The sequence below is a fragment of the Amycolatopsis kentuckyensis genome (genome assembly GCF_041679295.1).
GTDB lineage: Bacteria > Actinomycetota > Actinomycetes > Mycobacteriales > Pseudonocardiaceae > Amycolatopsis > Amycolatopsis kentuckyensis_A.
Genome location: NZ_JBGDMD010000007.1, coordinates 305,689 through 331,450 on the forward strand (window position 1 = coordinate 305,689; position 25,762 = coordinate 331,450).

Consider the following 25,762-nt stretch of genomic DNA (forward strand, 5'->3'; position numbering starts at 1 on the left):
CTGGCCCCTCGGCGAACGCGGAGTGAAGCGCCCTCGAATATTGGACCGAATGAGTTACCGTCCCGTTATCTCTGGCGGCCGAAGACACCTCACCGGGAGAGCTTCGGGGGCGCGCGAATGTCTTGAATGACTCATTCATGTCGTCGGACGACATGAATGAGTCATTCAAGACACCCAGGTCGGCTGCCCGGCGTCGGGCGTGAGGCGGCGGCGCCGGGCCGGACTTCAGCGAGCTGGCCTCGATGGGTTGCCACCCCGGCGAGCAGACGAGGCGGTCCAGCCAGGGCACGCCAGCCCGGGCACGCCAGCCCGGGCACGCCAGCCCGGGCGCGGCGGCCCGGGCGCGGCGGCCCGGGCGTGGCGGCCAAGGCGCGGCAGCCCGCGGTCGGTCCTCGAAAGCGTGCGGCGAGCGAGGTTCCGGGCCGCGCGGCGGCGAAGTCACAGGCGGCCGACCGCCACGAATACGCACACCGCCAGGATTAGCGCGTTCACCCCGACGTTCCGCCACTCGGCCGCCTTGGTCTGCACGACCGCGAGCCGGGCGTGCATTGCCATCGCGCCCACCATCACCACCGCCAGCCCGACCGCCGCCCAGCCGGTCAGCTCCGGTGCGACCCCGACGAGCACCGGCAGGACCAGCCCCACCACCGCGATCAGCTCACAGGTCGCGGTGAACCGGACCACCGGCAGCGGGTACGCCGCCGCGCCCGTCTGGCCGGTTTCGAGCATCCGCTGCCGCGACATCGTCGCCTTCAACGCGCCCGATACGGCGAAAATCGCCGCCAGCAGCACCTGGCCCACCCACAGTGCGATGTTCATGACGTCCTCCCGTTCGGTTGTGCGGGAGGAACGAGACCGCCGGCGGAAGTGTGACGCGTCAGGCGCGGCCCAGGCGGGTCATGAAGCTCAGCCGGTCACCCCGGTACAGCGACCGCACGCGCTCGAACGGCGCCCCGTCCGGGCCCCACGAAATCCGGTGCATCAGCAGCATCGGCAGCGCCGGGTTCGTCCCGATCAGCAATGCCTCGCGCGGTGTCGCCAGCACCGTCTCGACGCGCTCCTCGGCGCCGTCGAACACCACGCCGAGCTGCTCGCTCAAGCATGCGTACAGCGACTGCTCGGGGTTGAACACCTCCAGCAGCGTCGGGAACCGCTCCGCCAGGAGATATGTCGACTCCAGCCCGACGCGCTCCTCGTCGGCCAGCAGCACGCGCTCGATGTGGATCACCTCGGCGTCCGAAGTGACCTGCAGGTCCGCCGCCAGCGCGCTGCCCGCCACGCGCCGCTCGAGGGTGATCACCGTGCGGCCCGGCCGGATCCCCTGGCGGCGCAGCCCTTCGGTGTAGCTCACCAGGGCCAGCGGCTGCACCAGCTTCGGGCCGGCGACGAACGTCCCGCTCCCCTGCCGCCGGCTCAGCCTGCCCTCGAGCACCAGTTCGCCGACCGCCTGCCGTACCGTCGCCCTCGACACTTCGAACCGTTCGCACAGTTCCCGTTCCGTGGGCAGCACCGAACCTTCCCCCAGTTCCGCGATCACCGCCAGCAGCTCGACCTTGACCGCGTAGTAGCGCGGGACACGGCCGTGCTCGGGAATCCCGTCGAGCACGGGACCGTCGGCGGACAGGCGGGAATGGCGTGAAGGGGCGGGCACGGAATCGACCCTATTCGTTTCCCGGTGCGCCGTGGTTCGCTGTGGCGCGTAACACGGCCGTCACACGGAGGATCACCCGGATGCGCTCGACCCCGCTGGCCCGCAGGCTGGGCCTCGCCGACGCCGTTTTCCTGGGCCTGGGCTCGATGATCGGCGCCGGCGTCTTCGCCGCGTTCGCCCCGGCGGCGCGGGCCGCGGGGGCCGGCTTGCTCATCGCGTTGGTCGTCGCGGCCGTCGTCGCCTACTGCAATGCGATGTCTTCGGCCCGGCTCGCCGCGCTTTATCCCGAATCCGGCGGCACCTACGTTTACGGCCGGGAAAGGCTCGGTGAATTCTGGGGTTACCTGGCCGGCTGGGGATTCGTCACCGGGAAGACGGCCAGCTGCGCCGCGATGACGCTGACCGTCGTCGCCTACGCGGCGCCCGGCCTCGGGCAGCCGTGGCGCGGCCTCCTCGCCGTCGCCGTCGTGGGCGCGCTCACCACGGTCAACTACTTCGGTGTGCACCGCTCCGCGCTGGCGACCCGGGTGATCGTGTCGTGCACCCTGCTCGTGCTCACCGCCGCCGCGGTCACGATGGCCACCGGGCCGGCCGCGGGCGGCCCGCTCGTCGCCTGGCCCGGCACCGGCGGCGTCCTCGAGGCGGCCGGGCTGCTCTTCTTCGCCTTCGCCGGGTACGCGCGGCTCGCGACGCTCGGCGAGGAAGTCCGCGACCCGGCCCGGACCATCCCGCGCGCGATCCCGCTGGCGCTGGGGCTCACCCTCGTCGTCTACGCGGCCCTGGCGATCCTGCTGCTCGTCCGCCTCGGCCCGGCCGAGCTCGCCGCGAGCCCCGACCCGATCGCGGCCGCCGTGCCGGGGTGGCTCGCCCCGGTCGTCCGGGCCGGCGCGGCGCTGGCGGCACTCGGCTCGCTGCTCGCGCTCATTCTCGGCGTCTCGCGCACGACACTGGCGATGAGCCGCGACGGCCACCTCCCCCGGTTCCTCGCCGCCGTGCACCCCAAGTACGACGTGCCGCACCGCGCCGAACTCGCCGTCGGGCTCGTCGTCGCCGTGCTCGCCGCGTTCCTCGACCTGCGCGCCGCGATCGGCTTCTCGTCCTTCGCCGTCTTGACGTACTACGCGGTCGCCAACGCCGCCGCGCTCACGCTGAAGGGGAAGACGCGGGCCGTCCTGGGCCTGGCCGGGTGCGTCGTGCTGGCCTTCAGCCTGCCGCTGCCTTCGGTGCTCTCCGGCTGCGTCGCGTTGTTGCTGGGCGCTTCGGCCTACGGCGTTCGTCGGATCCGACGGTGAGAAATCACCCAACCGCCCGAAAGATCCGAAGAAAGTCGGTTGTCCGGGTGTGTGAGCACCTGGTGTAGTCGTGGGGCCGCTGACGGCAACCGGCTTCCACTGTGGACACTGGAAGGACTGATCCCCTTGGCTCCCAAGCGCTGGTTCACCCTGCTCAGAAACGCCACCACCGCACTGGCCGCGGTCGCCGCGGCCGCGTCGTTCGCCACCCCGGCGATCGCCGCGCAGCCGCCGTCCACCGACGTCGTCGGCGGCACCCGGGCCGCCCAGGGCGAATTCCCGTTCATGGTGCGGCTGTCCATGGGCTGCGGCGGCGCGCTCTACACCAACCAGATCGTGCTGACCGCCGCCCACTGCGTCAGCCGGACGGGTTCGAACACCTCGATCACCGCGACGGTGGGCGTGGTCGACCTGCAGAGCACGAGCGCCAAGAAGATCAAGTCGACCTACGTCTACCAGTCCCCCACCTACGGCACCTCGACCGGCGGTGACTGGGCGCTGATCAAGCTGGCCAGCCCGGTGAGCGGGCTCTCGACGCTGCCGATCGCGACGACGTCGACGTACAACACCGGCACCTTCACGGTCGCCGGCTGGGGCGCCGCGACCGAGGGCGGCTCGCAGCAGCGGTACCTGCTCAAGGCGTCGGTCCCGTTCGTGTCCGACTCCACCTGCGCCGCGCAGGGCGGCAGCTACCCCGACCTCATCCCGAGCGCCGAGATCTGCGCGGGCAACCTGACCTCCGGCGGCGTCGACACGTGCCAGGGCGACTCCGGCGGCCCGATGTTCCGCCGCGACGCCAACAACGCGTGGATCCAGGTCGGCATCACCAGCTGGGGTGACGGCTGCGCCCGGCCGCACGCCCCCGGCGTCTACACCGAGGTGAGCACGTTCGCGTCGAAGATCGCCGCGGCCGCCGCCGGTCTGTAACCGCTTCCGCGAAGAGGGGGCCCGCCGCGGCGGGCCCCCTCTTCAGCGTGTTTTGTCCAAACGCGACAGTGCTTCTTCGTAACCGTTCACCAGATCCGCGACGACGTCGGCGACCGGCCGCACCGCGTTCATCCGGCCGACGATCTGCCCCACCGGCATCGACACCACGCTCGGGTCGTTCGCCGCGTGGATCCGGTTGTGGGCGTGGGAAACCAGCAGGTTCTGCAGCGGCATCGGCAACGGCTCGGGCGCGTCCGCCGCGGCCCACGCCTCGGTCCACCGGGTCTTGAGCAGCCGCGCGGGCTTTCCGGTGTAGATCCGGGTCCGCACCGTGTCCGACGAGCTCGCGCCGACGAGCGCCTGCTGCATCGCCACCGACTCGCCCATCGTCTGCAGGTACTCCTGCGTGGCCAGCCACATCGAACCCATCCAGACGCCGGACGCCCCGAGCGCGAGCGCCGCGGCCACCTGCCGGCCGGAACCGATCCCGCCGGCGGCGAGCACCGGGACGTCGACGGCGTCGACGATCTCCGGCACCAGCACCATGGACGCGATCTCGCCGGTGTGCCCACCGGCTTCGTAGCCTTGGGCGACCACGAAGTCGACGCCGTTCTCGACGTGCCGGACCGCGTGCTCGGCCTTGCCGGCGAGCGCCGCCACCGGGACACCGCGATCGTGGCACTGGGCGATGACGTCCGCCGGCGGCGAGCCGAGCGCGTTGGCGATCAGCTTGATCGGGTGGTTCAGCGCGACCTCGACGTGCGAGCGGGCGACCGAGTGCAGCCAGCCGAGCACGCCCGCGCGCTCGTCGGTGTCGTCCGGCAGCGGCGGCACCGAAAGGTCGCGCAGCACCTTGTCGACGAACGCGCGGTGCCCCTCCGGGATGTGCTTCGAGAGGTCGACTTGCGTGCCTTCGGCCGGGATCTTCGCCGGCATCACGATGTCGACGCCGTAGGGCTTGCCGCCGGTGTTCTCGTCCATCCAGGTCAGCACCCGGTCGAGCTCGGCGGCGTCGTTGAACCGGACGCAGCCGAGCACGCCGAGCCCGCCGGCGCGGCTGAGCGCCGCGGCGACGTGCTCCGAGGGCGTGAACCCGATGATCGGCAGGTCGATGCCGAGCCGGTCGCACAGGGGTGTCCGCACTTGCGATGTCCTCTCAGACGGGCTGGGCCGTGGCCGGTTCGTGCTCGGCCGCGTAGCGCTGGGCCCACGGGTAGTCCGGCTTGCCGCTGGGCGACCGGCCGATCTCGCCGGCCAGCCAGATCGTGCGCGGCACCTTGTACCCGGCGATCTCGCCGCGGACGTGCTCCTCCAGCGTCGCGAGGTCCGGCGAAGCGCCCTCGCGCAGCTGGACGACGGCGGCGACGCGCTGGCCGAGCCGGTCGTCCGGGACGCCGATGACGAGCGCGTCGAAGACGTCGGGGTGCGACTTCAGCGCCCCTTCGACCTCTTCCGGGTAGACCTTCTCGCCGCCGGTGTTGACGCACTGGGAGCCGCGGCCGAGCAGCGTGACGGTGCCGTCCTCCTCGTAGCGGGCGTAGTCGCCCGGCACGACGTACCGGACGCCGCCGACCTCGACGAAGATCTTCTTGCTCTTCTCGGGATCGCCGTAGTAGCCGAGCGGGACGTGCCCGCGCCGGGCGATCAGGCCGACCGCACCGGGCGCCTGGTCGACGAGCTTGCCGTCGTCGTCGACCAGGATCGCGTCCTTGCCGAAGCTGACCCGCGGGCCGGCGCTGTGGTCGGAGCCCTTGGCGACCATGCCGATCCCGGTGAAGCCGCTTTCCGACGAGCCGATCGCGTCGGTGATGACGGCGTTCGGCACGAGTTCGACGAACTCCTGCTTCACCGACTGCGAGAACAGCGCGGCGTGGCTGGAGACGGCGACGAGCGACGAAGCGTCGTAGTCGCCCTCGCGGAACGCCTCGATCAGCGGCCGGGCCATCGCGTCACCGACGATCGTGAGCACTTGGACCTTGTGCTCCTGCACGGCCTTCCAGATGTCGTGGGCGTCGAAGCGCGGCACGAAGACCACCGGGCTGCCGGTGAACAGCGCGCCGAACGCGGCCCATTGCGCGGCGCCGTGGATGAGCGGCGCGGCGGGCAGCCGGGTCAGGCTGCCGGCCTTGCCCTGCTCGGCGAGCGTCCACTCGTCCGGGATGTACTCGCCGGTGACGAAGTTGATACCGCCGCCGAGCGCGCGCCAGACGTCCTCCTGGCGCCAGAGCACGCCCTTCGGGTAGCCCGTGGTGCCGCCGGTGTAGAGGATGTAGAGGTCGTCGTTGCTTCGTTCCTCGAAGTCGCGCTCCGGGCTTTGCGCCGCGAGCGCGGCCTCGTAGTCGACGCCGCCGTAGCTCTCGTAGTCGCCGTCGCTGCCGTCGTCGATCACGACAACGTGTTTCAGTTTCGGCGTCTCGGGCAGGGCGGCGGCGACCTTGCCTGCGTAGCTTCTCTCGTGCACGAGCGCGACGAGCTCGGCGTCGGTGAAGAGGTAGACGAGCTCGCCGTGGACGTAGCGGTAGTTGACGTTGACGGCGATCGCGCGCAGCTTGTACGCCGCGATCATCGCCTCCAAGGCCTCGATCGAGTTGCGGGAATAGACCCCGATGTGGGACCCGCGTCCCACGCCGTGCGCGGCGAGGTGGTGGGCGAGCCGGTTGGCCCGCGCCTCCAGTTCGGCGAAGGTGACCCGCCGGTCGCCGCACACGACCGCGACGCGCTCCGGCACGGCGTCGACGGCGTGCTCCAGAAGATCCGCGATGTTGAGTGCCACGCCCTCAAAGTAGAACATGTTATCGTTCTGGGCAATGGCACTGCTCCTTCAGGAGGTTTCCGTGGGTGAACCGCACGCGCTGGTCTCACAGGAGGGCCAGACCCTCGTCGTCACGATGAACCGGCCCGAGGCCCGCAACGCGATCACCGGCGAGATGATGTCGATCATGGTCGACGCGTGGGACCGGGTCGACGCGGACGACTCGATCCGCAGCTGCGTCCTGACCGGCGCGGGCGGCGCGTTCTGCGCGGGCGCGGACCTGAAGTCGATGACCCGGAACTCGCCGTCGGAGTCGTTCGCGTCGGGCAAGTTCGACCCGTCGCGGATCCCCGGACTCCTGAAGGGCCGCCGGTTGACGAAACCCCTGATCGCGGCGGTCGAGGGGCCGGCGATCGCGGGCGGGACGGAGATCCTCCAGGGGACGGACATCCGGGTGGCGGGCGAGTCGGCCCGCTTCGGGGTGTCGGAGGCGCGGTGGGGACTGTTCCCGATGGGCGGCTCGGCGGTGCGGCTGCCGCGTCAGATCCCGTACACGGTGGCCGCGGACATCCTGCTGACCGGACGGCACCTGTCCGCTTCGGAGGCGTTGGCGATCGGGTTGATCGGGCACGTGGTGCCGGACGGAACCGCGCTGGAGAAGGCCTTGGAGCTGGCCGCGCTGGTGAACGCGAACGGGCCGGTCGCGGTGCGGGCGATCCTGCGGACGATCCGAGACACCGAGGGTCTCCACGAGGAGGAGGCCTTCAAGCTGGACTCGCAGTACGGCATCGAGGTGTTCGCTTCGGAGGACGCCAAGGAGGGGCCGCGGGCGTTCAGCGAGAAGCGCAAACCGGACTTCAATGGCCGCTGACATAGAACGCGTTCCATCGATATCCGACCGCACCGCGGAGGAACCTTGTCGACAGAACAAGAACATGTTTCACTCATGGACGTGACCGAGACACCACTGGCGGCACCCCTCAACGTCGGCTTCGACTACACGCGCTCGACCGGGCCCGTTCTGGGCCGGTTCGTCACCTCCCTGCGCGAACGGCGGATCGAAGGCGTCCGGGGCAGTGACGGCCGCGTGCACGTTCCGCCCGTCGAGTACGACCCGCTCACCGCCGAACAGCTCGGCGAGTTCGTCCCCGTGGCCGAGGAGGGCACCGTCGTCTCGTGGTCGTGGTGCCCCCAACCCCTCGACGGGCAGCCACTGAACCGGCCCTTCGCCTGGGCGCTCGTCAAGCTCGACGGCGCCGACACCGCCATGCTCCACGCCGTCGACGCCGGCTCGCCCGGGAACATCCACAGTGGACAGCGCGTCCGCGTGAAGTGGGCCGACGAGACCGTCGGGCACATCCGGGACATCGCCTACTTCCTGCCCGCGGACGCCGAGGACACGACGCCGACCGAGCCCGCTCCCCCGGTCGCCGAGCGCGAAGAAGGCGCTCCGGTCAGCGTCGTCATCACCCCCGTGCACCTGAAGTACACGCACTCCGCCTCCCCCGAGGAGAGCCGGTACCTGCGCGGCCTCGCCGAAGGGAAGCTCATCGGCCAGCGCTGTCCCAAGTGCGAGAAGGTCTACATCCCGCCGCGCGGTGCGTGCCCGACCGACGGCGTGCCCACCACCGACGAGGTCGAACTGCCCGACACCGGCATCGTCACCACCTTCTGCATCGTCAACGTCCCCTTCCTCGGCCAGCGCCTCAAGCCGCCGTACGTCGCCGCGTACATCCTGCTCGACGGCGCCGACATCGCCTTCCTGCACCTCGTCCTCGGCTGCGACGCCCAGGACGTCAAGATGGGCATGCGCGTGCGCGCCGCGTGGAAACCGCGCGACGAGTGGTGGACGTCGCTGGAGAACATCAGCCACTTCGAGCCGACCGGCGAGCCGGACGCGGCCTACGAAACCTTCGCCCACCACCTGTGAGGTCCTGATGCCAGACGTCGCGATCGCGGGCTTCGCGAAGGCCCCCAACGTCCGCGAGACCCCGGGCACCACCAACGGCGTGGAAATGCTCGTTCCGATCTTCGCCGAGGTATTCGAAAAGACCGGGCTGTCCAAACAGGACATCGGCTTCTGGTGCTCCGGCTCGTCGGACTACCTGGCCGGGCGCGCCTTCTCGTTCATCGCCGCCGTCGACGCGATCGGCGCGTTCCCGCCGATCCACGAGTCGCACGTCGAGATGGACGCCGCCTGGGCGCTCTACGAAGCGTGGCTGAAGATCAAGATGGGCGAGGTCGAGACCGCGCTCGTCTACGGCTTCGGCAAGTCCAGTGCCGGGCAGCTGCGCCGGGTGCTCGCCCTGCAGCTCGACCCCTACGTGGTCACGCCGCTGTGGCCGGACTCGGTCTCGATCGCCGGGATCCAGGCTCGGATGGGCCTCGAAGCCGGGCTCTGGTCCGAAAAGGACCTCGCCGAGGTCGCCGCGCGCGGCACGGGCAAGGACGTCGCCGAGCTGCTCGACACGCCGTACTACGCGGACCCGTTGCGCCGGCACGACATCGCGCCGATCACCGACGGCGCGGCGGTCATCGTGCTGTCCACTGTGGAGCGCGCACGCGACATCGTCGACCGGCCCGCCGTGATCCAGGGCATCGAGCACCGCGTCGACTCCCCCGTCCTCGGCGCCCGCGACCTCACGCGCAGCCCGTCCACCGAGTCCGCGGCGAGCGCCCTGGACCTCGACGGCGCCGACCTCGCCGAGCTGCACGCGCCGTTCACGCACCAGGAACTGATCCTGCGGACCGCGCTGAAGCTCGACGACACCGTGAAGATCAACCCGTCGGGCGGGGCGCTGGCCGCCAACCCGATGTTCTCCGCCGGCCTCGCCCGCATCGGCGAGGCGGCGGCCCGGATCCACAGCGGCGAATCCCGCAAGGCCGTGGCGCACGCGACGAGCGGCCCGGTCCTGCAACAGAACCTGGTGACCGTGCTGGAGGCCCGATGACCAAGCAGCTCACCGCCGTGCTCGGCACCGGCCAGACGCACCACCGCGCCAAGCGCCAGGACGTCTCGATGCCGGGCCTGCTGCGCGAAGCGATCGACCGCGCGATGACCGACGCCCAGGTCGAGTGGGCCGACATCGACGCCGTCGTGCTCGGCAAGGCACCGGACCTGTTCGAGGGCGTCATGATGCCCGAACTGTTCCTCGCCGACGCGCTGGGCGCGACCGGCAAACCGCTGCTGCGCGTGCACACCGCGGGCTCGGTCGGCGGGTCGACGGCGCTGGTCGCCGCGTCGCTGATCCAGTCCGGCGTCCACCGCCGCGTGCTGACCGTGGCGTACGAGAAGCAGTCCGAGTCGAACGCGATGTGGGGCCTGTCGATCCTGCCGCCGTTCCAGATGCCCGTCGGCGCCGGCGCGGGCGGCTACTTCGCGCCGCACGTGCGCTCCTACATCCGCCGTTCGGGCGCGCCCGAGCACGTCGGCGCGATCGTCGCGGCCAAGGACCGCCGCAACGGCGCCCTCAACCCGTACGCGCACCTGCAGCAGGCCGACATCACCGTCGAGTCGGTGCAGAAGTCGCAGATGCTGTGGGACCCGATCCGCTACGACGAGACGTGCCCGTCGTCCGACGGCGCGTGCGCGATGGTGCTCGGCGACGAGGCCGCCGGGGACGCCGTCGAGGGCGGCGCCGCCTGGATCCACGCGACGGCGATGCGCACCGAGCCGACGACGTTCGCCGGCCGCGACCAGGTCAACCCCCAGGCCGGGCGCGACGCCGCGGCCGCGCTGTGGGCCGAAGCCGGGATCAAGGACCCGATGTCCGAAGTGGACGTCGCCGAAATCTACGTGCCCTTCTCGTGGTTCGAGCCGATGTGGCTGGAGAACCTCGGGTTCGCACCCGAAGGCGAAGGCTGGAAGGTCACCGAGGCCGGCGAGACGGCGATCGGCGGCCGGCTGCCGTGCAACCCGTCCGGCGGGGTGCTCTCGTCCAACCCGATCGGCGCGTCCGGCATGCTCCGCTTCTCCGAAGCCGCGAAGCAGGTGATGGGCCGGGCCGGGGACTACCAGGTCGACGGCGCGCGGATCGGGCTCGGGCACGCCTACGGCGGCGGGTCGCAGTACTTCTCGATGTGGGTGGTCGGCGCCGACAAGCCGCGTTGATACGCTCGACCCACCATGCCCAGACTCGCCGACCACGAGCAACGCCGCCGCCAGATCGCCGAAGCGGTCTGGCGGATCGCCAGCACGCGCGGGCTCGAAGACGTGTCGCTGCGGAAGGTCGCTGCCGAAGCCGGCGTCTCGCTGCGGCTGGTCCAGTACTACTTCGGGACGCGGGACGACCTGCTGCTCGGGGCGCTGGAAATCCTCAACGCCGACGCCGGGGAGAGCATCCGCGCGGAGCTCGGCCCCGAGGAGGACGCGGCGCCGCGCGAGGTGCTGCGGGCCATGCTCGTCGGGATGCTGCCGGTCGGCGACGAGCGCCGCACGCGCTACCTCGTGCACCTCGCCTACTTCGTCCGGTCCCTTTCGGACCCCGGGCTCGCGTCGGCGTTCAGCGCCGCGCCGCCCGAGCTGGAACGGCTGACCGCGGACCTGCTGGCGTGGGGCCGCGACCGCGGGGAGGTCGCCCCGGATCTCGAGCTGATGCCGGAGGCGGAGCTGCTCCTGTCGAGCGTCGACGGCCTGCAGACCAGCATCATCCTGGGCCAGCGGACGCCCGAGGCGGCGGTCGCGCTGATCGACCACCAGCTCGACCGGCTCTTCAGCCTCGCGAACGTCGCCACCTGAGCGCCAGCAGCGTCCCGACGACCCCGGTCACGACCCCGACGGTGGCCGGCACCGCGACCGGCGGGTCCACCACGACCACCGGGTTCAGCACCACGGGCGCCGGCGGCTGGACCGGCTTCGGCGGCGCGTCGGAGCCGGTCGCGGTCCACGCCGTCACGTAGACGAGCAGGCGCGCGACCAGCGAGATGAAGAAGATCAGGCCGATGACCGAGCCGAACGCGATGCCGGTCGGCGAGTCGCCGATCAGCCGCAGGTAGAAGCCCCCGGCCAGCTTGAGCACCTCGAACCCGACGGCCAGGGCGATCGCGCCGCGCACCGCGCTGCGCACGCCCACCTTCTGCCGCGGCAGCCGCGTGAGCACCCACAGGAACACCAGCCAGTCGGCGGCCAGGGACAGCGGGACCGAGGACGCCGAGACGAGCTGGTGGCCCCAGCTCGTGTCGTCCAGCCCGGCCAGCCGCAGCAGGTAGCTGCCGAGCGCGGTGCCGGAGATGGTGAGCGTGAACGACACGAGCAGCGCGGCGCTGAGACCGAGCAGCGCGAGCAGGTCGACGGCGATGAGCCGCGGCAGCGACTGGTCGGACCGGTTCTGCCCCCACAGCGCCGTGAGCGAGTCCCGCAGCGCGTTCATCCAGTTCCAGCCGGAGTAGAGGCCGATGGCCAGACCGAACACCCCGACACTCGTGCGCTGCTCGACGAAGCCGGTGAGCAGCTCGGTGGCCTTGTCGCCGAGCCCGCCGGGCAGCGTCGACACGATCGCGTGAACCATCGTGTCGAGCAGGTGCGGCTGGCTGGCCAGCACGAACCCGGCGACCGACGACGCGACCATCAGCAGCGGCACCAGCGACAGCAGGCTGAAGTAGGTGATCGAGGCGACGTAGTGGTAGCCGCCGCAGTCGATGTAGCGGTTGGTCGCGCGGGCGATGTGGTCCAGCCAGCGGTACCGGGCGCGGGCCCGGGCCCAGGGGCTCGGGGCCTTGGGGGAACTCTTCACTGACACTGTCTACCCAGCCGGAGGCCACTTCGCGCAGGCAACACGCGGTCGGACCATCAGCTCAGGACGACGAGCCCGGTGCCGTCGTCCACCGGGAGGGCGGCGTCCGTCGTCGCGAAGACCGTGCTGCCGAGGAAGTCGAGCTCGCAGCCGAGGGTGGCGAGGAAGGACGTGTCCGCGGCGTCGCGCCCGGTGGAGATCCGCAGCATGGTCTGCCGCGGCGCGAGGCGGGTGGCGTCGAAGACGTACCAGTGGCCGTCGATCGCGGCCTCGAAGACGGCGTGGAAGTCCATCGGGGAGAGCCCGGGCGCGTAGACGCCGACGTAGCGGGCGGGGATGTCGAGGAACCGGCAGAGCGTGACGCAGACGTGCGCGAAGTCGCGGCAGACGCCTTCGCCGGCCAGCAGCGTGTCGATGGCGTCGTCGGTGGGGCGGCTCGATCCGACCACATAGGACAGTCGCTCGTGGACGTTCCGGACGATGGCGTCGACCCTCGCCTTGGTGTCCTTCGCTTTGACAGCGGCAGGAGGGACGAGCCCGGCGACGCGGTCGGAGGGGCAGTACCGGCTCGGCCGGGTGAAGACGGCGACGTCGGCGAGCGTGACGGGCTCGGGTTCGGGGTCGGTCAGCGCGCGTTCGGCGCGGTAGGTGACGCGGTGTTCGCCTTCGGGCAGCGTGAAGACCTCGGCGCGGGTGCCGTGGTCGAACTCGGCGAGCTCGCTGTCCCCGTGCCAGGAAACGATGAGCTCTTCGGTGTCGGCGTGCGCGGCGGCGACCGAGATCGCGGCGCGCCCGGGTTCGGTGACGCGGATCGAGAACTCGACGTCGACGGTCGCTCGCGGGGCCATCGCCTCATGATGTCATGGTCCGGTGACCACCATCGCGCTCTTCCACTCGGTGCTGGGGCTGCGGCCCGTCGAACTCGCCTTCGCCGACCGGCTGCGGGAGGCCGGACGGCGCCGGCCCTCGACGAGGGTTTCGCGCTGAAGGACGCCGTCGGCTGGGAGACCATCACCCGGCGAGCTCGTGAGGCCCTGCGCGACCTTCCCGCGGAGACCGTCCTCGTGGGCGTGTCGATGGGGGCGGGCGTCGTCCAGGAGGTGCTGCCCGGCCGCCCGCACACGGCCGGCGTCGTGCTGCTGCACGCCCTGGGAGCGCTGCCCGCCGGGATCCGCGCCGGCCTGCCGGTGCAGGTGCACGTCGCCGACCCCGACCCGATCGCGCCCCCGGCGCAGGTCGCGGCGTGGTGTGCCGCCGCGGCCCGGGCGAGCGCCGACGCGGAGGTGTTCCGCTACCCCGGCCTCGGCCACTTCTACACCGACTCCGGCGGCCCCGAGTACGACGAACCCGCCGCCGGGCTCACCCGGCGGCGGGTCCTCGGGTTCCTCAGGCGTACCGCACCGGGTAGTGCTTGATCCCGTTCAACCAGCTGGACCGCAGCCGCACCGGGGGCGCCGCCTCGGTGATGGCCGGCATCACGTCCGCGATCGCGTTGAAGATCAAGTCGATCTCCAAGCGGGCCAGGTTCGCGCCGATGCAGTAGTGCGACCCCGTGCCGCCGAAGCCCACGTGCGGGTTGTCCTCGCGGAGGACGTCGAACTTCTCCGGGTCTTCGAAAACCTCGTGGTCGAAGTTGGCCGAACTGTAGAACATCCCGACGCGGTCGCCCTTGCGGATCCGCGCGCCGCCCAGCTCGGTGTCACGGGTGGCCGTGCGCTGGAACGCGACCACCGGGGTGGCCCAGCGGACGATCTCGTCCGGCGCGGTCTTCGGCCGCTGCTCCTTGAACAGCTCCCACTGGTCGCGGTGGTCCATGAACGCCTTCATGCCGTGGCTGATCGCGTTGCGCGTCGTCTCGTTGCCGGCGACCGCGAGCAGGATGACGAAGAAGCCGAACTCGTCGGAGCCGAGCGCTTCGCCGTCGACATCGGCGTGGATCAGCTTCGTGACGATGTCGTCCATCGGGCACTTGCGCCGGTCCTCGGCCATGTTCCAGGCGTAGCCGATGAGCTGCGCGGACGCCTCGAGGGGCTCGACCTCGTATTCGGGGTCGTCGTAGGCGACCATCTGGTTCGACCAGTCGAAGATCTTGAGCCGGTCTTCTTGGGGGATGCCGATCAGCTCGGCGATCGCCTGCAGCGGCAGCTCACAGGCGACGTCGGTGACGAAGTCTCCCGACCCCTTCTTGCGCGCTTCCGAGACGATCCGCTCGGCGCGGTCGCGCAGGGTGTCCTCGAGCTTCGCGATGGACCGCGGGGTGAAGCCCTTCGACACGATCCGCCGCAGCTTCGTGTGTTGCGGGGCGTCCATGTTGAGCAGTACCAGGCGGTTCGCGTTGAGGTTGTCCTCGGTCATGCTCTCGTCGAAGCGGATGATCGCGGTCTTCTCGCTCGACGAGTACAGCGTGCTGTCGCGGGACACCTCCTTGACGTCCGCGTGGCGCGAGACGACCCAGTAGCCGTCGTCGCGGAAGCCCGCGGTGTTGTGCTTCTGGGGGTTCCACCACACGGGGGCGGTCCGCCGGAGCTCGGCGAACTCGTCCACGGGCAGCCGTTGGGCGTAGAGGTCCGGGTCCGTGAAGTCGAAACCGGCGGGGATGAGCGGAGCGGCCACGGTGCCTCCCACGTTTCGCCTTTGAAACACGTTCTAACGGCGATTAGAGCATACGGTGTTAACTTACGGAAGACCGTTCAGTGAAACCCGTTAACTTGACCGATGAGGCCAGGTGAGCGAGCGCTCACTCGCCGAAGATCAAGATCCGGCCGATCCTGGGGCCGCTTGCCTCAAACGATAACTTGTTCTAGTTTTCTGACTACAGGACAGAGTTTCCCGACGAAAGGGACGACATGGGCGTGCCGGTCATCGTCGAAGCCGTGCGGACCCCGATCGGCAAGCGGGGCGGGCTGCTGGCCGGCCTGCACGCGGCCGAACTGCTGGGTGCGGCGCAGCTGGCCCTCCTCGACCGCGCCGGGATCGATCCCGCGCTGGTCGAGCAGCTGATCGGCGGCTGCGTCACGCAGGCGGGCGAGCAGTCCAACAACGTGACGCGCACGGCGTGGCTGCACGCGGGCCTCCCGGAGACGGCGGGCGCGACGACGATCGACGCCCAGTGCGGCTCGGCCCAGCAGGCGACCCACCTGGTCGCCGGCCTGATCGCCGCGGACGCCATCGAGGTCGGCGTCGCGTGCGGGGTCGAGGCGATGAGCCGGGTGCCGCTGGGCACCAACCGGGCCGGCGCGTCGCCGCGGCCGTCGTCGTGGTCGATCGACCTGCCCGACCAGTACGGCGCGGCGGAGCGGATCGCGGTCCGGCGCGGGCTGACGCGCGCCGACGTCGACAGTTTCGGCGCTTTGTCGCAACAGAAAGCCGCGGCGGCGTGGGAAGCGGGACATTTCGACCGCGAAGTGGTGCCGGTGAAGGCACCGGTGTTGTCCGGAGACGGTTCGCTCACCGGCGAAACGCGGCTGGTGGGCCGTGACCAGGGCTTGCGCGAGACGACGGTCGAGGGCTTGGCGCGGCTGAAGCCGGTGGTCGAGGACGGGATCCACACGGCGGGGACGTCGTCGCAGATCTCCGACGGCGCGGCGGCGCTGCTGCTGATGGACTCTTCGCGGGCGTCGGAGCTGGGACTGCGTCCTCGGGCACGGATCGTGGCGCAGGCGCTGGTGGGCGCGGAGCCGTACTACCACCTGGACGGCCCCATCCGCGCGACGGAACGGGTGCTCGCTCGCACCGGGATGACGGTGGGTGACGTGGACCTGTTCGAGGTGAACGAGGCGTTCGCGTCGGTGGCGTTGTCGTGGCAGCAGGTCCTTTCCCCGGATCCGGCGCGGGTGAACGTCAACGGCGGCGCGATCGCGCTGGGGCACCCGGTGGGCAGCACGGGCGCGAGGCTGCTGACAACGGCGTTGCACGAGCTGGAGCGCCGCGACGCGGCAACGGCGTTGGTGACGATGTGCGCCGGCGGAGCGTTGGCGACGGCGACGGTCATCGAACGGCTCTAGCCCCCGGCTTCCGCGCCGTCCGGCTTGTGCTTGACTTCGGTGCATGATCTCGGAAAGCCGTTGCCCGGTGGAGAACGGTGAGCTCCTGGTCCGCCGCGGCGGCGAGGGTCCGGCACTGCTGCTCATCCCGGGCGGCACCGGGTCGGGTGACTCCTACCGCGCGCTGGCGAAGCCGCTGTACGCGGACTACACGGTGATCACGTACGACCGGCGCGGCCACTTCGGCAGCACGGATGCGACGACGGGCCCGGTCCCGGTGTCGTTGCAGGCGGACGACGCGCGGGCGGTGCTGGACCACATCGGTCTCGGCCCGGCCATGGTGTTCGGCACGAGCGCGGGCGCGCTGATCGGGCTGGACCTGGTGGCCCGGTTCCCGTCGAGCGTGACGACGTTGGTGGCGCACGAGCCCCCGGCGGTCCACCTGATGCCGGACGCGGGCGCGTGGCTGGAGGCGGCGGCGGAGCAGGTCCGGCTGGCCAGGTCGGGCGAGCTGATGACGGCGGTGACCCGCTTCGCCGACGCGATCGCCGGTGCGGCGCTGCCGGATTTGCCGAACCTGCGGCTGCCACACGAGGCTGACTGGATCCGGTTGTTCGACCGGGAGCTGACGGAGTTCTTCGACTACCTGCCGGATTTGCGAGCGTTGCGCAAGGCGAGCACGGAGATCGTGCCGGCGGCGGGCGAAGGCAGCCGGGGGCGGTACCACTACCAGCCGGCGAAAATTTTGGCTTTGGAGCTGGGGTTGCCGTTCACGGAGATGCCGGGGGCGCATCTGGCTCCGCAGCGGAACCCGGGGAAGTTCGCGGCGGCGTTGAAGGAACTGCTGAGCCCGGAGCTCTGACCGGGCCAGGCAGGACCCCGCCCTTCCCGCTCACCGCGGACATCGACGCCGCCTACCGCACCAAATACGCCGGCGGCGGCACCGACGACATAGCGACGGCCGAGGCCGCGGCGACCACCCTGCGGCTCGACCCACGCTAGCGCGTCAGACCACCCGAACCCCGTCCTTCCACACCTCCCGGATGTTCCCAGCCAACCCCGGAAAGTCATACGGATCCCCGGAAACCACAACCAAGTCCGCCCGCAACCCGGCCTCCAGCCGACCCAACTCCCCGTCCAACCCCATCAACCGCGCAGCCGACGAAGTGGTCGCCTCCAGGACGTCCCCCGGGGTCATCCCGCACGCCGCCATCAACGCCAGTTCCTCCAGGTTCGTCCCGTGCGGGCCCACCCCGCTGTCCGTCCCCATCGCGATCCGGACCCCCGCCGCGTACGCGCGACGGACCGAATCCCGGTGCACCTCGACGACCTCGCGCGCCTTCGCCACCACCGCGGCAGGCAAATCCACCCCCGCGTCCGCCGCGCGGACCACGTTCACCGGGGCGATCAACGTCGGGACCAGCCACGTCCCGTGGCCCAGCATCAGCTCGATCGCCTCGTCGTCCAGGTAGATGCCGTGCTCGATCGACCGCACCCCGGCGCGGACCGCGTTCTTGATGCCCGCCGCGCCCTGGGCGTGGGCCATCACCGGGCGGCCCTGGGCCGCCGCCTCCGCTACCAGGACCTCCAGCTCCTCCGGGGTGTACTGCGAGTGGCGCGGGTCGTCGCGCGGGGACAGCACTCCGCCCGTCGTGCACACCTTCAGCACGTCCGCGCCCGCTCGCAGCAGCGTGCGCGCGACCCGGCGCATCTCGTCGGGGCCGTCGGCCGTCGCGTCCGGGCGGCCCGGGTGCGGGACCAGCAGCGGGACGCACAGACCCGAGGGGTTCCAGCTGTCTCCGTGGCCGCCCGTCTGGCTGATCAGCCCGATCGAAATCTGCAGCCGCGGGCCCGGGATCAGGCCGTCGTCGACCGCCTGCTTGATGCCGAGGTCGGCGCCCGACGCGTCGCGGACCGTCGTGATGCCCAGCCCGAGCGTCGCCCACAGGTTCCGCGCTGCCTCGTAGAACTGGTACGAGAACGGCTTCTGCACGCGCGCCAGCAACCCGATGTCCGACACCGTCACGTGCACGTGGCAGTCGAACAGCCCCGGCAGCAGCACCGCGCCCGCACAGTCGACGCCCTCGTCGCCGTCCAGGTCCGTGCCGACGTCGACGATCCGGCCGTGCTCGACCACGACGTCGGCCGGCGCCGGGTCCGCGCCCGTGCCGTCGAACACCGAGCCGCCGGTGAAAACCGTGCGCGTCACGCCGCCTCCACGAGTGCAGTCCTGCGCGGCGCCACCGCCGCGGCCGCGGCGAGGACGACGACGTTGACGCCGAGCCCGACCAGGCCCACGTTGACCGTGCCGACGAGCTGGGTGTCCACAAAGGTCAGCCAGACGACCACCAGCTCGCCCGCGACCAGCCCGGCGAACACCGGGCCCTTGCCGACCGGCACCCGCTTCAAGAAGCCCAGCAGGTTGGCCGGGGCCAGCTGGACCGACCCCGAATAGGTGAGCAACAGCAGGTTGGCGAGCAGGTCGGGCCGGAAGATGCCGAGCACGAGGGCAAGAGTACTCGCGAGCACAACCGTGCCGTGGTTGATCCAGAACTGCTTGCGGCCACTGCGGACGCGGACTATGTTGCGCGCCACCAGCGACGAGATGCCGATCAGGATCCCGGCCGCCGGGACCATCGCGGTGGCCGTCGCGGCGACCACGATGACGCCGGTCACCCAGGTCGGCAAAGCGTCCTTCGACAGCGTCAGCAATACGCCGTTCGGGTCACTCCTCTTCGGCACCACGATGATCGCGGCGAACCCCACGATCATCGGCAGCAGCAGGCACAGCTCGTAGATCGGCATCCAGGTGTAGTTGCGGCGCAGCACCTTCGGGTCCCGCGCGGACATCAGCGCCGGCCACGAGTGCGGCAGCGTCATCAGCCCGACGCCGATCGCGCTGACCAGCATGCTCGTGACGAACCACACGTGGTCGTTGGCTCCACTGTGGACGATCAGCTTCTCCGGGTGCAGCTGCTCGATCTTGTGGAACACCCCGCCGATCCCGCCGGCGAAGTGCGTCGGCACGGCGATGATCAGCACCACCAGCGCGACCAGCATGATCCCGTCCTTGAAGTAGGACGTCGCCGCGACGCCGCGCAGCCCGGCCCACAGCACGAACGCGACCACCAGCACGCTGCCGGTGACCATGCTCAACGTGCCGGAAGCGCTGTCGCCGGTGACCAGCCGGACGATCAGGCCGAGCCCGGTGATCTGCAGCTGCAGGTACGGCAGCACGAAGATCACGCCGAGCACCGCGGACAGCGTCCCGAGCGCCCGGCTGGCGTAGCGGTCCTCGAGGAAGTCGCCCTGGGTGAGGTAGCCGCGCTCCTTGCCCATCGTCCAGAGCCGTTTCGCGAGGAAGAACAGCACGACGTAGGCGATCGGCACGTACGGCAGCGCGTACATCGCCGCAACGCCGCCCGAAAACGCGAGGCCGGCCATGCCGAGGAAGGTGAAAGTGGTGAACACCTCCCCCGCCTGCAGGAACCACATGGTGAGCGCGCCGAAGCGGCGGCCGCCGACGGTCCACTCGGCCAGGTCGGCGACGGGCTTGCGCCGGCCGACGAAGCCGAGGACGCCGATCAGGACGATGCCGGCGAGGGTGAAGGCGAGGATCACGACTCGTCCTCCCGGCCCCGCAGCAAGCGTTCGGACAGCAGCAGCGCCGGGGTGAACATGAGGCACCAGAACGCGCCCCACACGATCATCCGCGGCAGCCCGAGCCAGAGCCCGGTGGTGTTGACGGACGGCAGGAACGGCATCAGGACCAGCGCGACGACCGGGAGCACCGGGGGCCAGTGGTAGCTGCGCACGCGCGTCACCCCGCCAGCAGCCCGAGCCGGCGGACGGCGAGCTCGGCCAGCAGCGCCGCGCCGTCGCCGAGGACGCTGTCGTCGAAGCGGGCACGCGGAGAATGGTTGTCCGGCGCGGATTCCGGGTCCGTCGGGCAGGCGCCCAGGAACAAGTACGCGCCGGGAACGCGTTCGAGCACGCGGGAGAAGTCCTCCGAGCCGGTGATCGGATCGGCCATCTCGGTGAACCGCTCTTCGCCGAAGACGTCACGGATCGTGTCGGCGACGAAGTCGTACGCCGCGGCGTCGTTGACCGTCGCCGGGTACTCCGGCTCGTAGGTGACTTCGATGTCGAGCCCGTGCGCCTGGGCGATGCCGCGGCAGACCTGGACGGCGCGCTCCCCCACCCGGGCCGCGACCTCCGGCGAGAACGACCGCAGCGTCGCCTCGAACTTCGCGTCGTCCGGGATGATGTTGCGCCGGGTGCCGGCGTGGAACTGGCCGACCGTGACCACCACGGGGTCGAAGACGTCGAAGGTGCGCGTCACCATCGTCTGCAGCGCGGTCACCATCTCGCAGGCCGCGGGGATCGGGTCGCGCGCGTCGTGCGGCGACGAGCCGTGGCCGCCGTCGCCGAGCACGCGGACTTCGAGGGCGCCCGAGGCCGCCATCAGCGTGCCGGGCCGGGCGACGAAGTGGCCCTTCGCGTAGCTGGCCGCCGAAACGTGCAGGCCGTACGCGGCGTCGACGTGCTTGCCGGACGCCGTCAGGACGCCTTCCTCGATCATGTGGCCGGCGCCGTCCCAGCCTTCTTCGCCGGGCTGGAACATGAACACCACGTCACCGGCGAGTTCTTCGCGGCGGGCAGCGAGCAGGCGGGCCGCGCCGACCAGGCCCGCGGTGTGCAGGTCGTGGCCGCAGGCGTGCATGGCGCCGTCGAGGGTGGAGCTGAACTCCTCGCCGCTGTTTTCGGTCACCGGGAGGGCGTCCATGTCGCCGCGCAGGAGGACGGTTCCGCCGGGTTTGTCGCCGCGGAGGACTCCTGTGATCGACGAGAGGTTCTTGCCGAGACTCAGTTCGAGCGGCAGGCCGTCCAGGGCGGTGAGTACCCGCTCCTGGGTGCGCGGGAGGTGCAGGCCGATCTCCGGGATGCGGTGCAGGTCGCGGCGCAGGGCGACCAGGTCGTCGAGCAGGTCAGCGGCGTCGGAGCGCAGGGTCATCCGCAGATCATGCAAGTGTCGAGCACAATGGCCGCAGAAATTCCCCGAAACCACCGCTGTGAGAGCCGATGAGCGAAGAATCCGCCATGTTGACCGAGCAAGATCTCAAACTGGTCGACGCGCTGCAGGCGGCGCCGCGGGCGTCGTGGTCGACGCTCGGCCGCGCGCTCGGCCTGGGCGCGGTGACCGCCGCCCGGCATTGGGACACGCTGGTCGAGCGCGGCGACGCGTGGCTCACCGCGTACGTCGGCGGCGAGCTGAGCGCGCGGCTGACCTTGGCGTTCGTCGAGGTCGAGTGCGCGCCCGGGACCGCGCTGCCCGTGGCGGCCGCGCTGGCCGCGGACCCGCACGTGGCGACCGTCGAGTACGTGGCCGGGCCGTGCGACCTGCTCGCCCACGTCGTCGCGCCGACCCTGCGCGAGCTGGGCGCGCACGTGCTGGACCGGGTGGCGGCGGTGCCCGGGGTGACGCGGGTGCGGACGGTGCTGTCACCGCGGATGTTCACCGAAGGCAGCCGGTGGCGGGTGCGGGCGATCTCGCCGGGACAGCGGGAGGCGCTGTCGGCGAAGCCGGCGAAGAACCGCGCGCCGCTGCGGTTCGACGACGCGGACCGCGCGCTGATCCTGGCGCTCGGGGTGGACGCGCGGGCGTCGGCGGCTTCCTTGGCGGCCGAGCTCGGCGTCGGCGCGACGACGGTCCGGCGCCGGCTGGACGCGTTGCTGGCCCGGGGCGCGATCCGCGTCCGGTGCGAGATCGCGCGGTCGGTGTCGCCGGCACCGGTCACGGTGACGCTGTGGCTGAACGTGCCGCCGGACAAGCTGGAGACGACCGCGCGGTCGCTGGCGATGCTGCCCGAGGTGCGGATGTGCGCGGCGCTGACCGGGACGGCGAACCTGATGCTGGTGGTGTGGCTGCCTTCGCAGCACGACACGCTGGGGCTGGAGGCGGTGCTGGCGGCGAAGCTGCCGTGGCTGGAGGTGGTCGCCCGCGCGGTGACGCTGCGGAACGTGAAGCTGATGGGCCGCCTGCTCGACGCGGCGGGCCGCGGCGTGGGGCGGGTGCCGCTGGACTTCTGGGCCGCGGTCCCCGTGCCGGAGCACGGGGACCGCAGCGTGGGCCGGTCCGGGGGATGAGGGGGGTGAGGTGGAGGGAAGCATCCACCGGACCGGGGTTCGAGGGGCGGGCCGCGGGGGTTGCCGTGTAGTGAATGACTCATTCATGTCACGTGGCGACATGAATGAGTCATTCACGTCGGCCGCGCTGTGCTCGAGTGCGGTGGCTTCGGGGCGCGGGCTTCGGTGAGCAGTTCCGGCCCGCCGCTCGCGGGGCGGGCGCCGGGCCGGGGAAGTTCGGGAGCGGGTTTCCGCTGATCGGAGCCCGTCGCTCACGTGAGCGGGGCGGGTCTCGCCGGGGCGGATCGGATCCGACCTGGTCGGAGCCCGCGGCCTGGGTGATCGAGGCCGGGCTGGACTCGTGGGCGGTGCGGGGAGGAGTTCCGGCGCGGTGGACTCGGGGGGTGAGGTGGAGGGAAGAACGTCCACCGGCCGGAACTCGCGGGGCGGGACTGCTCCCGCCGTCTTCCTCCTTCGCTGATCCGGCGGACCGGATCGGTGGGGGGTGAGGAATCCCGGCCCGGGGGACTAGGGGGGTGAGGTGGAGGGAAGCGTCCACCCGGGCCGGGGCTCGGGGCGCGGGACGGGGGTCCCGCGGTTCTTACGGGGTGGTGCGACCGGCCCGGCGGACTGGGGGGGTGAGGTGGAGGGAAATGTCCGCCGGGCCGGGGTTCGTGGGGCGGGTCAGTACCCGCCGGTCGTTGCTGTCGCGGTGTCCGGCCGGCGCGACGGGTCCACTCTGCAGCCACTGGGTTCCATGGCATACCACGTGTTCCCGGCGCCGTGGCCGGTCGCCTCGCCGGGCGCGCCGTCCTTGGCGTAGGTGTAGACCGGCCAGCCGCCGACCGTCACCTGCTGGCGGCCATCGGCCCGGGAGATCCGGCCGACCAGCCCGGTGTCGATGTCCTGGGCGACCGTGATCCGGCCGTCCACCAGCAGCGGCGGCCACGTCTTCGCGCACGCGCCGTCGCAAGTGGACTGTCCGGAGTCCTTGCCGTCCTTGGTGAACAGGTAGAGCGTGCGGCCGGCCTGGTCGGTCAGGACCGGGCCGAGGCCGCCGATTCCGGTGGTGCCGAGGGTGGTCGGGGCGCTCGCCGCCGCCTTCTCCCCCGCCGGTGTGATCGCCGCCCAGTCCGCGCTGACGTTCTGGCCGAGCGCGACGCCGGCGCCGGTGTCCTTGGCGTAGGTGTACACCGGCCAGCCGGCGACGGTCACCTGCTTGCGGCCGTCGGGCCGGGTGACCAGGCCGGTGAGCCGGGCGTCCACCCCCGCCGCGAGCGCCGGGGAATCCGAAAGCAGCGGTGGCCACGCCTGCGCGCAGGTGTCGGCGCAAGCGGCCCGGGACGGCTTCGCGGAATCCTTGGCGTAGCGGTAGAGCGTGTGGCCCGCGGCGTCGGCGAGGACCGCGCCGAGACCCTCCACTGTGGACGTGACCAGCTGGGCCTGCACCCCGGAGCTCGCCTGAACCGTGCTCGCCGAGAGCTGCTGCTGCGCGGCCGGCTGGACCGCGCCGGACGTGGCGTACGGGTTGGTCCCGCACGCCGCGACCAGCGCGAGACCGGCGACGGCGACCACGGCAGCGGCACTCGGACGAGCACGGTTCATCGGACGTTCTCCCTCCTGGTGCGGAGTGACCTGACTGGCGAAGCTATTCCGCGCAGGCCTTGCCGGAGTTGATGCAGTTGACCAGGCGGCCCATGATCTTGCGGCTCATCACGTTCGCGAAGTCGTCGTGATCGGACCGCGGGTTGTGCTTCTCCTGGGCGAAGGCGTCCACTTTGTACTGGCCCTTCTGCTGGACGTCCTGCGGGACGTCGTAGACCAGCGTCACCTGCAGCTGCGGCACGTTCTTGAAGCCCTGCGGGCACTTGCCCTGCTGGTTCGCAAACACGATGTGCGTGCGGTGGTTGGCGCTGTCGGTGTTCTTGCCGTCCCAGCAGTTCGGGAAGGCGTGGATGCGCTCGACCTTGCTGCCGGCCGGGCAGATCGGGTAGAGGTCGGTCAGCCGGTCCTCGAACCCGGTGCAGGTCCAGCTGGGCCGGGCGTTGGCCGGGCCGTTGGTGCTCTGCTTGGCGTCACCGTAGAGGACGCGCAGGCCGAGCGGCATCGCGACGACGTTCTGCGCGCCACCACTAATGAACTTCAGCGTCGCGGACTCCGGTTCGATGATCTCGCCGTCGTTGTCGCCGACTTCTTCGTTCTCGCCCTGCGGTCCGCCGAGCTCCTCGGCCGGCGGTGCGGCGGCGGAGCTGCTCTGGTTCTGGCCGCCGTTCTGGCCACCGTTGTTCTTGCCGCCGCGACGGCGGTCCTGGGCCTGCTGCTGGTCCTGCTGGTTCTGACCGTCCTGCTGCGCGTTCTGGTCCTGGCCGTCCTGCTGCTGGGCGTTCTGGTCACCGCCGCGGCCCGCGCCGCCACCGGTGTTGCGCCGCTTCTGCTGCTGGCCGTCCTGGTTCTGCTGGTCCTGCGCGTTCTGACCCTGCTGGTCCTGGGCGTTCTGGTCCTGCTGGTCCTGGTTCTGCGCGTCCTGGTCCTGGGCGTCCTGCTGGCCCTGCCCGGCGTCCTGCGCGTCCTGGGCGTCCTCGGCGCTCTGGTCCTGCTGGACGTCGCCGGTCTTGCCCTGCTGCTTCTGCTGGGCCTGCTGGTTCTCGCTCTCGTTGGCCGCGTCGTCTTCGCGGTCGATGCGGATCACGGGCCAGAAGTACGCCGACTTGTCACCGTTCTTGCAGGTGGTGTCGCCGGCGAGGAGGCTCTTGAGGTTGGAGTCGGCGTCGGTGGTCACGTTGCCGACGTAGTCGTGCAGGTGCTGGGCACCGTTCTTGATCCCGGGCTGGGCGATGAAGTTGTCCGGGTTGTGGTGCGCGCCGTCCGCGTTCGTTCCACAGTCGACGGTGAAGGAACCCTGCGCGCCCTTCTTCTGCAAGGCCGCGTTGACGTTGTTGCCGGCGGGAACCTTGTTGATGTCGATGAAGAACGACGGGTCGGCGGGGTCCGCGCTGGCCTCGCCCGTGCGGCCCGCGGTGACCGCGACGGCGAGTGCGCCGACGGCGATCGCCAGGCCGATCGCGCCCATGGCGATCTTGGTACGGCGGGCGACGCGATGCTTGCCCGTCACGGGGGACCGAGAATTCCGGGCCATAGACTAGTTCACCTCGTTCGTTATTCCGGGCACGCCGATTACCGCGGTGCCCGGGCAAGAACTACCGTTGGTTTGCGGTCGAGATCGCACGGAACCTGCGGGGATGCTGGTGGTTCCGGCTGTCGGGATGCATCGGGGGATGCATTGGGGGATACGGACGCCG

Annotated in this window: 24 protein-coding genes; 11 read left to right on the forward strand and 13 right to left on the reverse strand. The window is 71.0% G+C overall.

Going from position 1 to position 25,762, the window contains the following annotated elements; translation table 11 throughout:
- Window positions 1–438: 438 nt before the first annotated feature.
- Together ACERZO_RS30270 and ACERZO_RS30275 are read right to left on the reverse strand one after the other, a co-directional pair.
- Window positions 439–819: a DoxX family protein gene (locus ACERZO_RS30270; protein ID WP_372668267.1), complete on the reverse strand. Its 381-nt coding sequence runs from the start codon at window positions 817–819 to the stop codon at window positions 439–441.
- A 58-nt stretch (window positions 820–877) separates the two neighbouring features.
- Window positions 878–1,651 (reverse strand): GntR family transcriptional regulator, encoded by a 774-nt coding sequence (locus tag ACERZO_RS30275; RefSeq protein WP_372668269.1) that lies wholly within the window; start codon window positions 1,649–1,651, stop codon window positions 878–880.
- Window positions 1,652–1,731: 80 nt separating this feature from the next.
- Between ACERZO_RS30275 and ACERZO_RS30280 the strand changes: the two genes are divergently transcribed.
- Window positions 1,732–2,943: an APC family permease gene (locus tag ACERZO_RS30280; protein WP_372668271.1), complete on the forward strand. Its 1,212-nt coding sequence runs from the start codon at window positions 1,732–1,734 to the stop codon at window positions 2,941–2,943.
- A 126-nt stretch (window positions 2,944–3,069) separates the two neighbouring features.
- Complete coding sequence (locus ACERZO_RS30285; RefSeq protein WP_372668273.1) at window positions 3,070–3,870, forward strand: S1 family peptidase; 801 nt, start codon at window positions 3,070–3,072, stop codon at window positions 3,868–3,870.
- A 42-nt stretch (window positions 3,871–3,912) separates the two neighbouring features.
- Here ACERZO_RS30285 and ACERZO_RS30290 read toward each other — a convergent pair whose 3' ends face one another.
- Both ACERZO_RS30290 and ACERZO_RS30295 read right to left on the reverse strand, forming a co-directional pair.
- The gene (locus ACERZO_RS30290; RefSeq protein ID WP_372668275.1) at window positions 3,913–5,013 is read right to left on the reverse strand and encodes an NAD(P)H-dependent flavin oxidoreductase; all 1,101 of its coding nucleotides are present in this window, start codon (window positions 5,011–5,013) and stop codon (window positions 3,913–3,915) included.
- Window positions 5,014–5,026: 13 nt separating this feature from the next.
- Window positions 5,027–6,643: an acyl-CoA synthetase gene (locus ACERZO_RS30295; protein ID WP_372668277.1), complete on the reverse strand. Its 1,617-nt coding sequence runs from the start codon at window positions 6,641–6,643 to the stop codon at window positions 5,027–5,029.
- A 61-nt stretch (window positions 6,644–6,704) separates the two neighbouring features.
- Here ACERZO_RS30295 and ACERZO_RS30300 point away from each other — a divergent pair, with 61 nt between their 5' ends.
- The 5 genes from ACERZO_RS30300 to ACERZO_RS30320 all read left to right on the forward strand — a co-directional run bounded on the left by ACERZO_RS30300 (window position 6,705) and on the right by ACERZO_RS30320 (window position 11,360).
- A complete protein-coding gene (locus ACERZO_RS30300) occupies window positions 6,705–7,493 on the forward strand; it encodes a crotonase/enoyl-CoA hydratase family protein (protein ID WP_372668279.1) in 789 nt (262 codons plus the stop codon).
- 75 nt (window positions 7,494–7,568) lie between these two features.
- Window positions 7,569–8,552: a Zn-ribbon domain-containing OB-fold protein gene (locus ACERZO_RS30305; protein WP_372668281.1), complete on the forward strand. Its 984-nt coding sequence runs from the start codon at window positions 7,569–7,571 to the stop codon at window positions 8,550–8,552.
- A gap of 7 nt (window positions 8,553–8,559) precedes the next feature.
- On the forward strand, window positions 8,560–9,573 hold the full coding sequence (locus tag ACERZO_RS30310) for a thiolase domain-containing protein (protein WP_372668283.1): 1,014 nt from the start codon (window positions 8,560–8,562) through the stop codon (window positions 9,571–9,573).
- Window positions 9,570–10,733 carry a thiolase domain-containing protein gene (locus ACERZO_RS30315; protein WP_372668285.1) on the forward strand — a complete coding sequence of 388 codons (1,164 nt, stop codon included), beginning with the start codon at window positions 9,570–9,572 and terminating at the stop codon, window positions 10,731–10,733. The genes ACERZO_RS30310 and ACERZO_RS30315 overlap by 4 nt, the downstream gene beginning before the upstream one ends.
- A gap of 15 nt (window positions 10,734–10,748) precedes the next feature.
- On the forward strand, window positions 10,749–11,360 hold the full coding sequence (locus ACERZO_RS30320) for a TetR/AcrR family transcriptional regulator (RefSeq protein WP_372668287.1): 612 nt from the start codon (window positions 10,749–10,751) through the stop codon (window positions 11,358–11,360).
- Here the strand turns inward: ACERZO_RS30320 and ACERZO_RS30325 are convergent.
- Complete coding sequence (locus ACERZO_RS30325; protein WP_372668289.1) at window positions 11,335–12,354, reverse strand: YhjD/YihY/BrkB family envelope integrity protein; 1,020 nt, start codon at window positions 12,352–12,354, stop codon at window positions 11,335–11,337. The genes ACERZO_RS30320 and ACERZO_RS30325 overlap by 26 nt on opposite strands.
- A gap of 56 nt (window positions 12,355–12,410) precedes the next feature.
- Entirely contained in the window at window positions 12,411–13,202 is a 792-nt protein-coding gene (locus ACERZO_RS30330; RefSeq protein WP_372668291.1) for a transglutaminase-like domain-containing protein, read from the reverse strand.
- Between the two features lie 216 nt (window positions 13,203–13,418).
- Here ACERZO_RS30330 and ACERZO_RS30335 point away from each other — a divergent pair, with 216 nt between their 5' ends.
- Complete coding sequence (locus ACERZO_RS30335) at window positions 13,419–13,769, forward strand: dienelactone hydrolase family protein (RefSeq protein WP_372668293.1); 351 nt, start codon at window positions 13,419–13,421, stop codon at window positions 13,767–13,769.
- On the opposite strand, the gene ACERZO_RS30340 is transcribed toward ACERZO_RS30335, so the two are convergent.
- Window positions 13,741–14,967, reverse strand: a complete 1,227-nt coding sequence (locus ACERZO_RS30340; protein ID WP_372668295.1) for a cytochrome P450 — start codon at window positions 14,965–14,967, stop codon at window positions 13,741–13,743. The genes ACERZO_RS30335 and ACERZO_RS30340 overlap by 29 nt on opposite strands.
- A 233-nt stretch (window positions 14,968–15,200) precedes the next feature.
- On the opposite strand from ACERZO_RS30340, the gene ACERZO_RS30345 reads away from it, so the two are divergent.
- The gene (locus tag ACERZO_RS30345; protein ID WP_372668297.1) at window positions 15,201–16,358 is read left to right on the forward strand and encodes a steroid 3-ketoacyl-CoA thiolase; all 1,158 of its coding nucleotides are present in this window, start codon (window positions 15,201–15,203) and stop codon (window positions 16,356–16,358) included.
- 43 nt (window positions 16,359–16,401) lie between these two features.
- Window positions 16,402–17,199, forward strand: coding sequence for an alpha/beta fold hydrolase (locus tag ACERZO_RS30350; protein WP_372668299.1), 798 nt, complete (start codon window positions 16,402–16,404; stop codon window positions 17,197–17,199).
- Window positions 17,200–17,343: 144 nt separating this feature from the next.
- On the opposite strand, the gene ACERZO_RS30355 is transcribed toward ACERZO_RS30350, so the two are convergent.
- From ACERZO_RS30355 to ACERZO_RS30370, 4 genes are read right to left on the reverse strand one after another with little or no spacing between them, the layout of a single operon-like run.
- Complete coding sequence (locus tag ACERZO_RS30355; protein ID WP_372668301.1) at window positions 17,344–18,546, reverse strand: metal-dependent hydrolase family protein; 1,203 nt, start codon at window positions 18,544–18,546, stop codon at window positions 17,344–17,346.
- Window positions 18,543–19,958 carry a sodium:solute symporter family protein gene (locus tag ACERZO_RS30360; protein ID WP_372668303.1) on the reverse strand — a complete coding sequence of 472 codons (1,416 nt, stop codon included), beginning with the start codon at window positions 19,956–19,958 and terminating at the stop codon, window positions 18,543–18,545. Before ACERZO_RS30360 ends, ACERZO_RS30355 begins: the two co-directional genes overlap by 4 nt.
- Window positions 19,955–20,152: a hypothetical protein gene (locus tag ACERZO_RS30365; protein WP_372668305.1), complete on the reverse strand. Its 198-nt coding sequence runs from the start codon at window positions 20,150–20,152 to the stop codon at window positions 19,955–19,957. The genes ACERZO_RS30360 and ACERZO_RS30365 overlap by 4 nt, the downstream gene beginning before the upstream one ends.
- A gap of 5 nt (window positions 20,153–20,157) precedes the next feature.
- Window positions 20,158–21,351, reverse strand: a complete 1,194-nt coding sequence (locus ACERZO_RS30370; RefSeq protein WP_372668307.1) for a M20 metallopeptidase family protein — start codon at window positions 21,349–21,351, stop codon at window positions 20,158–20,160.
- 86 nt (window positions 21,352–21,437) lie between these two features.
- Here ACERZO_RS30370 and ACERZO_RS30375 point away from each other — a divergent pair, with 86 nt between their 5' ends.
- Window positions 21,438–22,484: an Lrp/AsnC family transcriptional regulator gene (locus ACERZO_RS30375; protein ID WP_372668308.1), complete on the forward strand. Its 1,047-nt coding sequence runs from the start codon at window positions 21,438–21,440 to the stop codon at window positions 22,482–22,484.
- A 663-nt stretch (window positions 22,485–23,147) separates the two neighbouring features.
- On the opposite strand, the gene ACERZO_RS30380 is transcribed toward ACERZO_RS30375, so the two are convergent.
- Together ACERZO_RS30380 and ACERZO_RS30385 are read right to left on the reverse strand one after the other, a co-directional pair.
- Window positions 23,148–24,068, reverse strand: a complete 921-nt coding sequence (locus tag ACERZO_RS30380) for an SCO0930 family lipoprotein (protein WP_372668310.1) — start codon at window positions 24,066–24,068, stop codon at window positions 23,148–23,150.
- A gap of 43 nt (window positions 24,069–24,111) precedes the next feature.
- Window positions 24,112–25,599, reverse strand: coding sequence for a DUF1996 domain-containing protein (locus ACERZO_RS30385; RefSeq protein ID WP_372668312.1), 1,488 nt, complete (start codon window positions 25,597–25,599; stop codon window positions 24,112–24,114).
- Window positions 25,600–25,762: the final 163 nt, after the last annotated feature.

Excerpts from the sequence above, each read along its gene's own strand:
- ACERZO_RS30315 (WP_372668285.1), top strand. The coding sequence starts at position 9,570 with ATGACCAAGCAGCTCACCGCCGTGCTCGGCACCGGCCAGACGCACCAC.
- ACERZO_RS30330 (WP_372668291.1), bottom strand. The coding sequence starts at position 13,202 with ATGGCCCCGCGAGCGACCGTCGACGTCGAGTTCTCGATCCGCGTCACC.
- ACERZO_RS30380 (WP_372668310.1), bottom strand. The coding sequence starts at position 24,068 with ATGAACCGTGCTCGTCCGAGTGCCGCTGCCGTGGTCGCCGTCGCCGGT.
- ACERZO_RS30310 (WP_372668283.1), top strand. The coding sequence starts at position 8,560 with ATGCCAGACGTCGCGATCGCGGGCTTCGCGAAGGCCCCCAACGTCCGC.
- ACERZO_RS30350 (WP_372668299.1), top strand. The coding sequence starts at position 16,402 with ATGATCTCGGAAAGCCGTTGCCCGGTGGAGAACGGTGAGCTCCTGGTC.
- ACERZO_RS30280 (WP_372668271.1), top strand. The coding sequence starts at position 1,732 with ATGCGCTCGACCCCGCTGGCCCGCAGGCTGGGCCTCGCCGACGCCGTT.
- ACERZO_RS30305 (WP_372668281.1), top strand. The coding sequence starts at position 7,569 with ATGGACGTGACCGAGACACCACTGGCGGCACCCCTCAACGTCGGCTTC.
- ACERZO_RS30320 (WP_372668287.1), top strand. The coding sequence starts at position 10,749 with ATGCCCAGACTCGCCGACCACGAGCAACGCCGCCGCCAGATCGCCGAA.
- ACERZO_RS30345 (WP_372668297.1), top strand. The coding sequence starts at position 15,201 with ATGGGCGTGCCGGTCATCGTCGAAGCCGTGCGGACCCCGATCGGCAAG.
- ACERZO_RS30375 (WP_372668308.1), top strand. The coding sequence starts at position 21,438 with ATGTTGACCGAGCAAGATCTCAAACTGGTCGACGCGCTGCAGGCGGCG.
- ACERZO_RS30370 (WP_372668307.1), bottom strand. The coding sequence starts at position 21,351 with ATGACCCTGCGCTCCGACGCCGCTGACCTGCTCGACGACCTGGTCGCC.
- ACERZO_RS30385 (WP_372668312.1), bottom strand. The coding sequence starts at position 25,599 with ATGGCCCGGAATTCTCGGTCCCCCGTGACGGGCAAGCATCGCGTCGCC.
- ACERZO_RS30270 (WP_372668267.1), bottom strand. The coding sequence starts at position 819 with ATGAACATCGCACTGTGGGTGGGCCAGGTGCTGCTGGCGGCGATTTTC.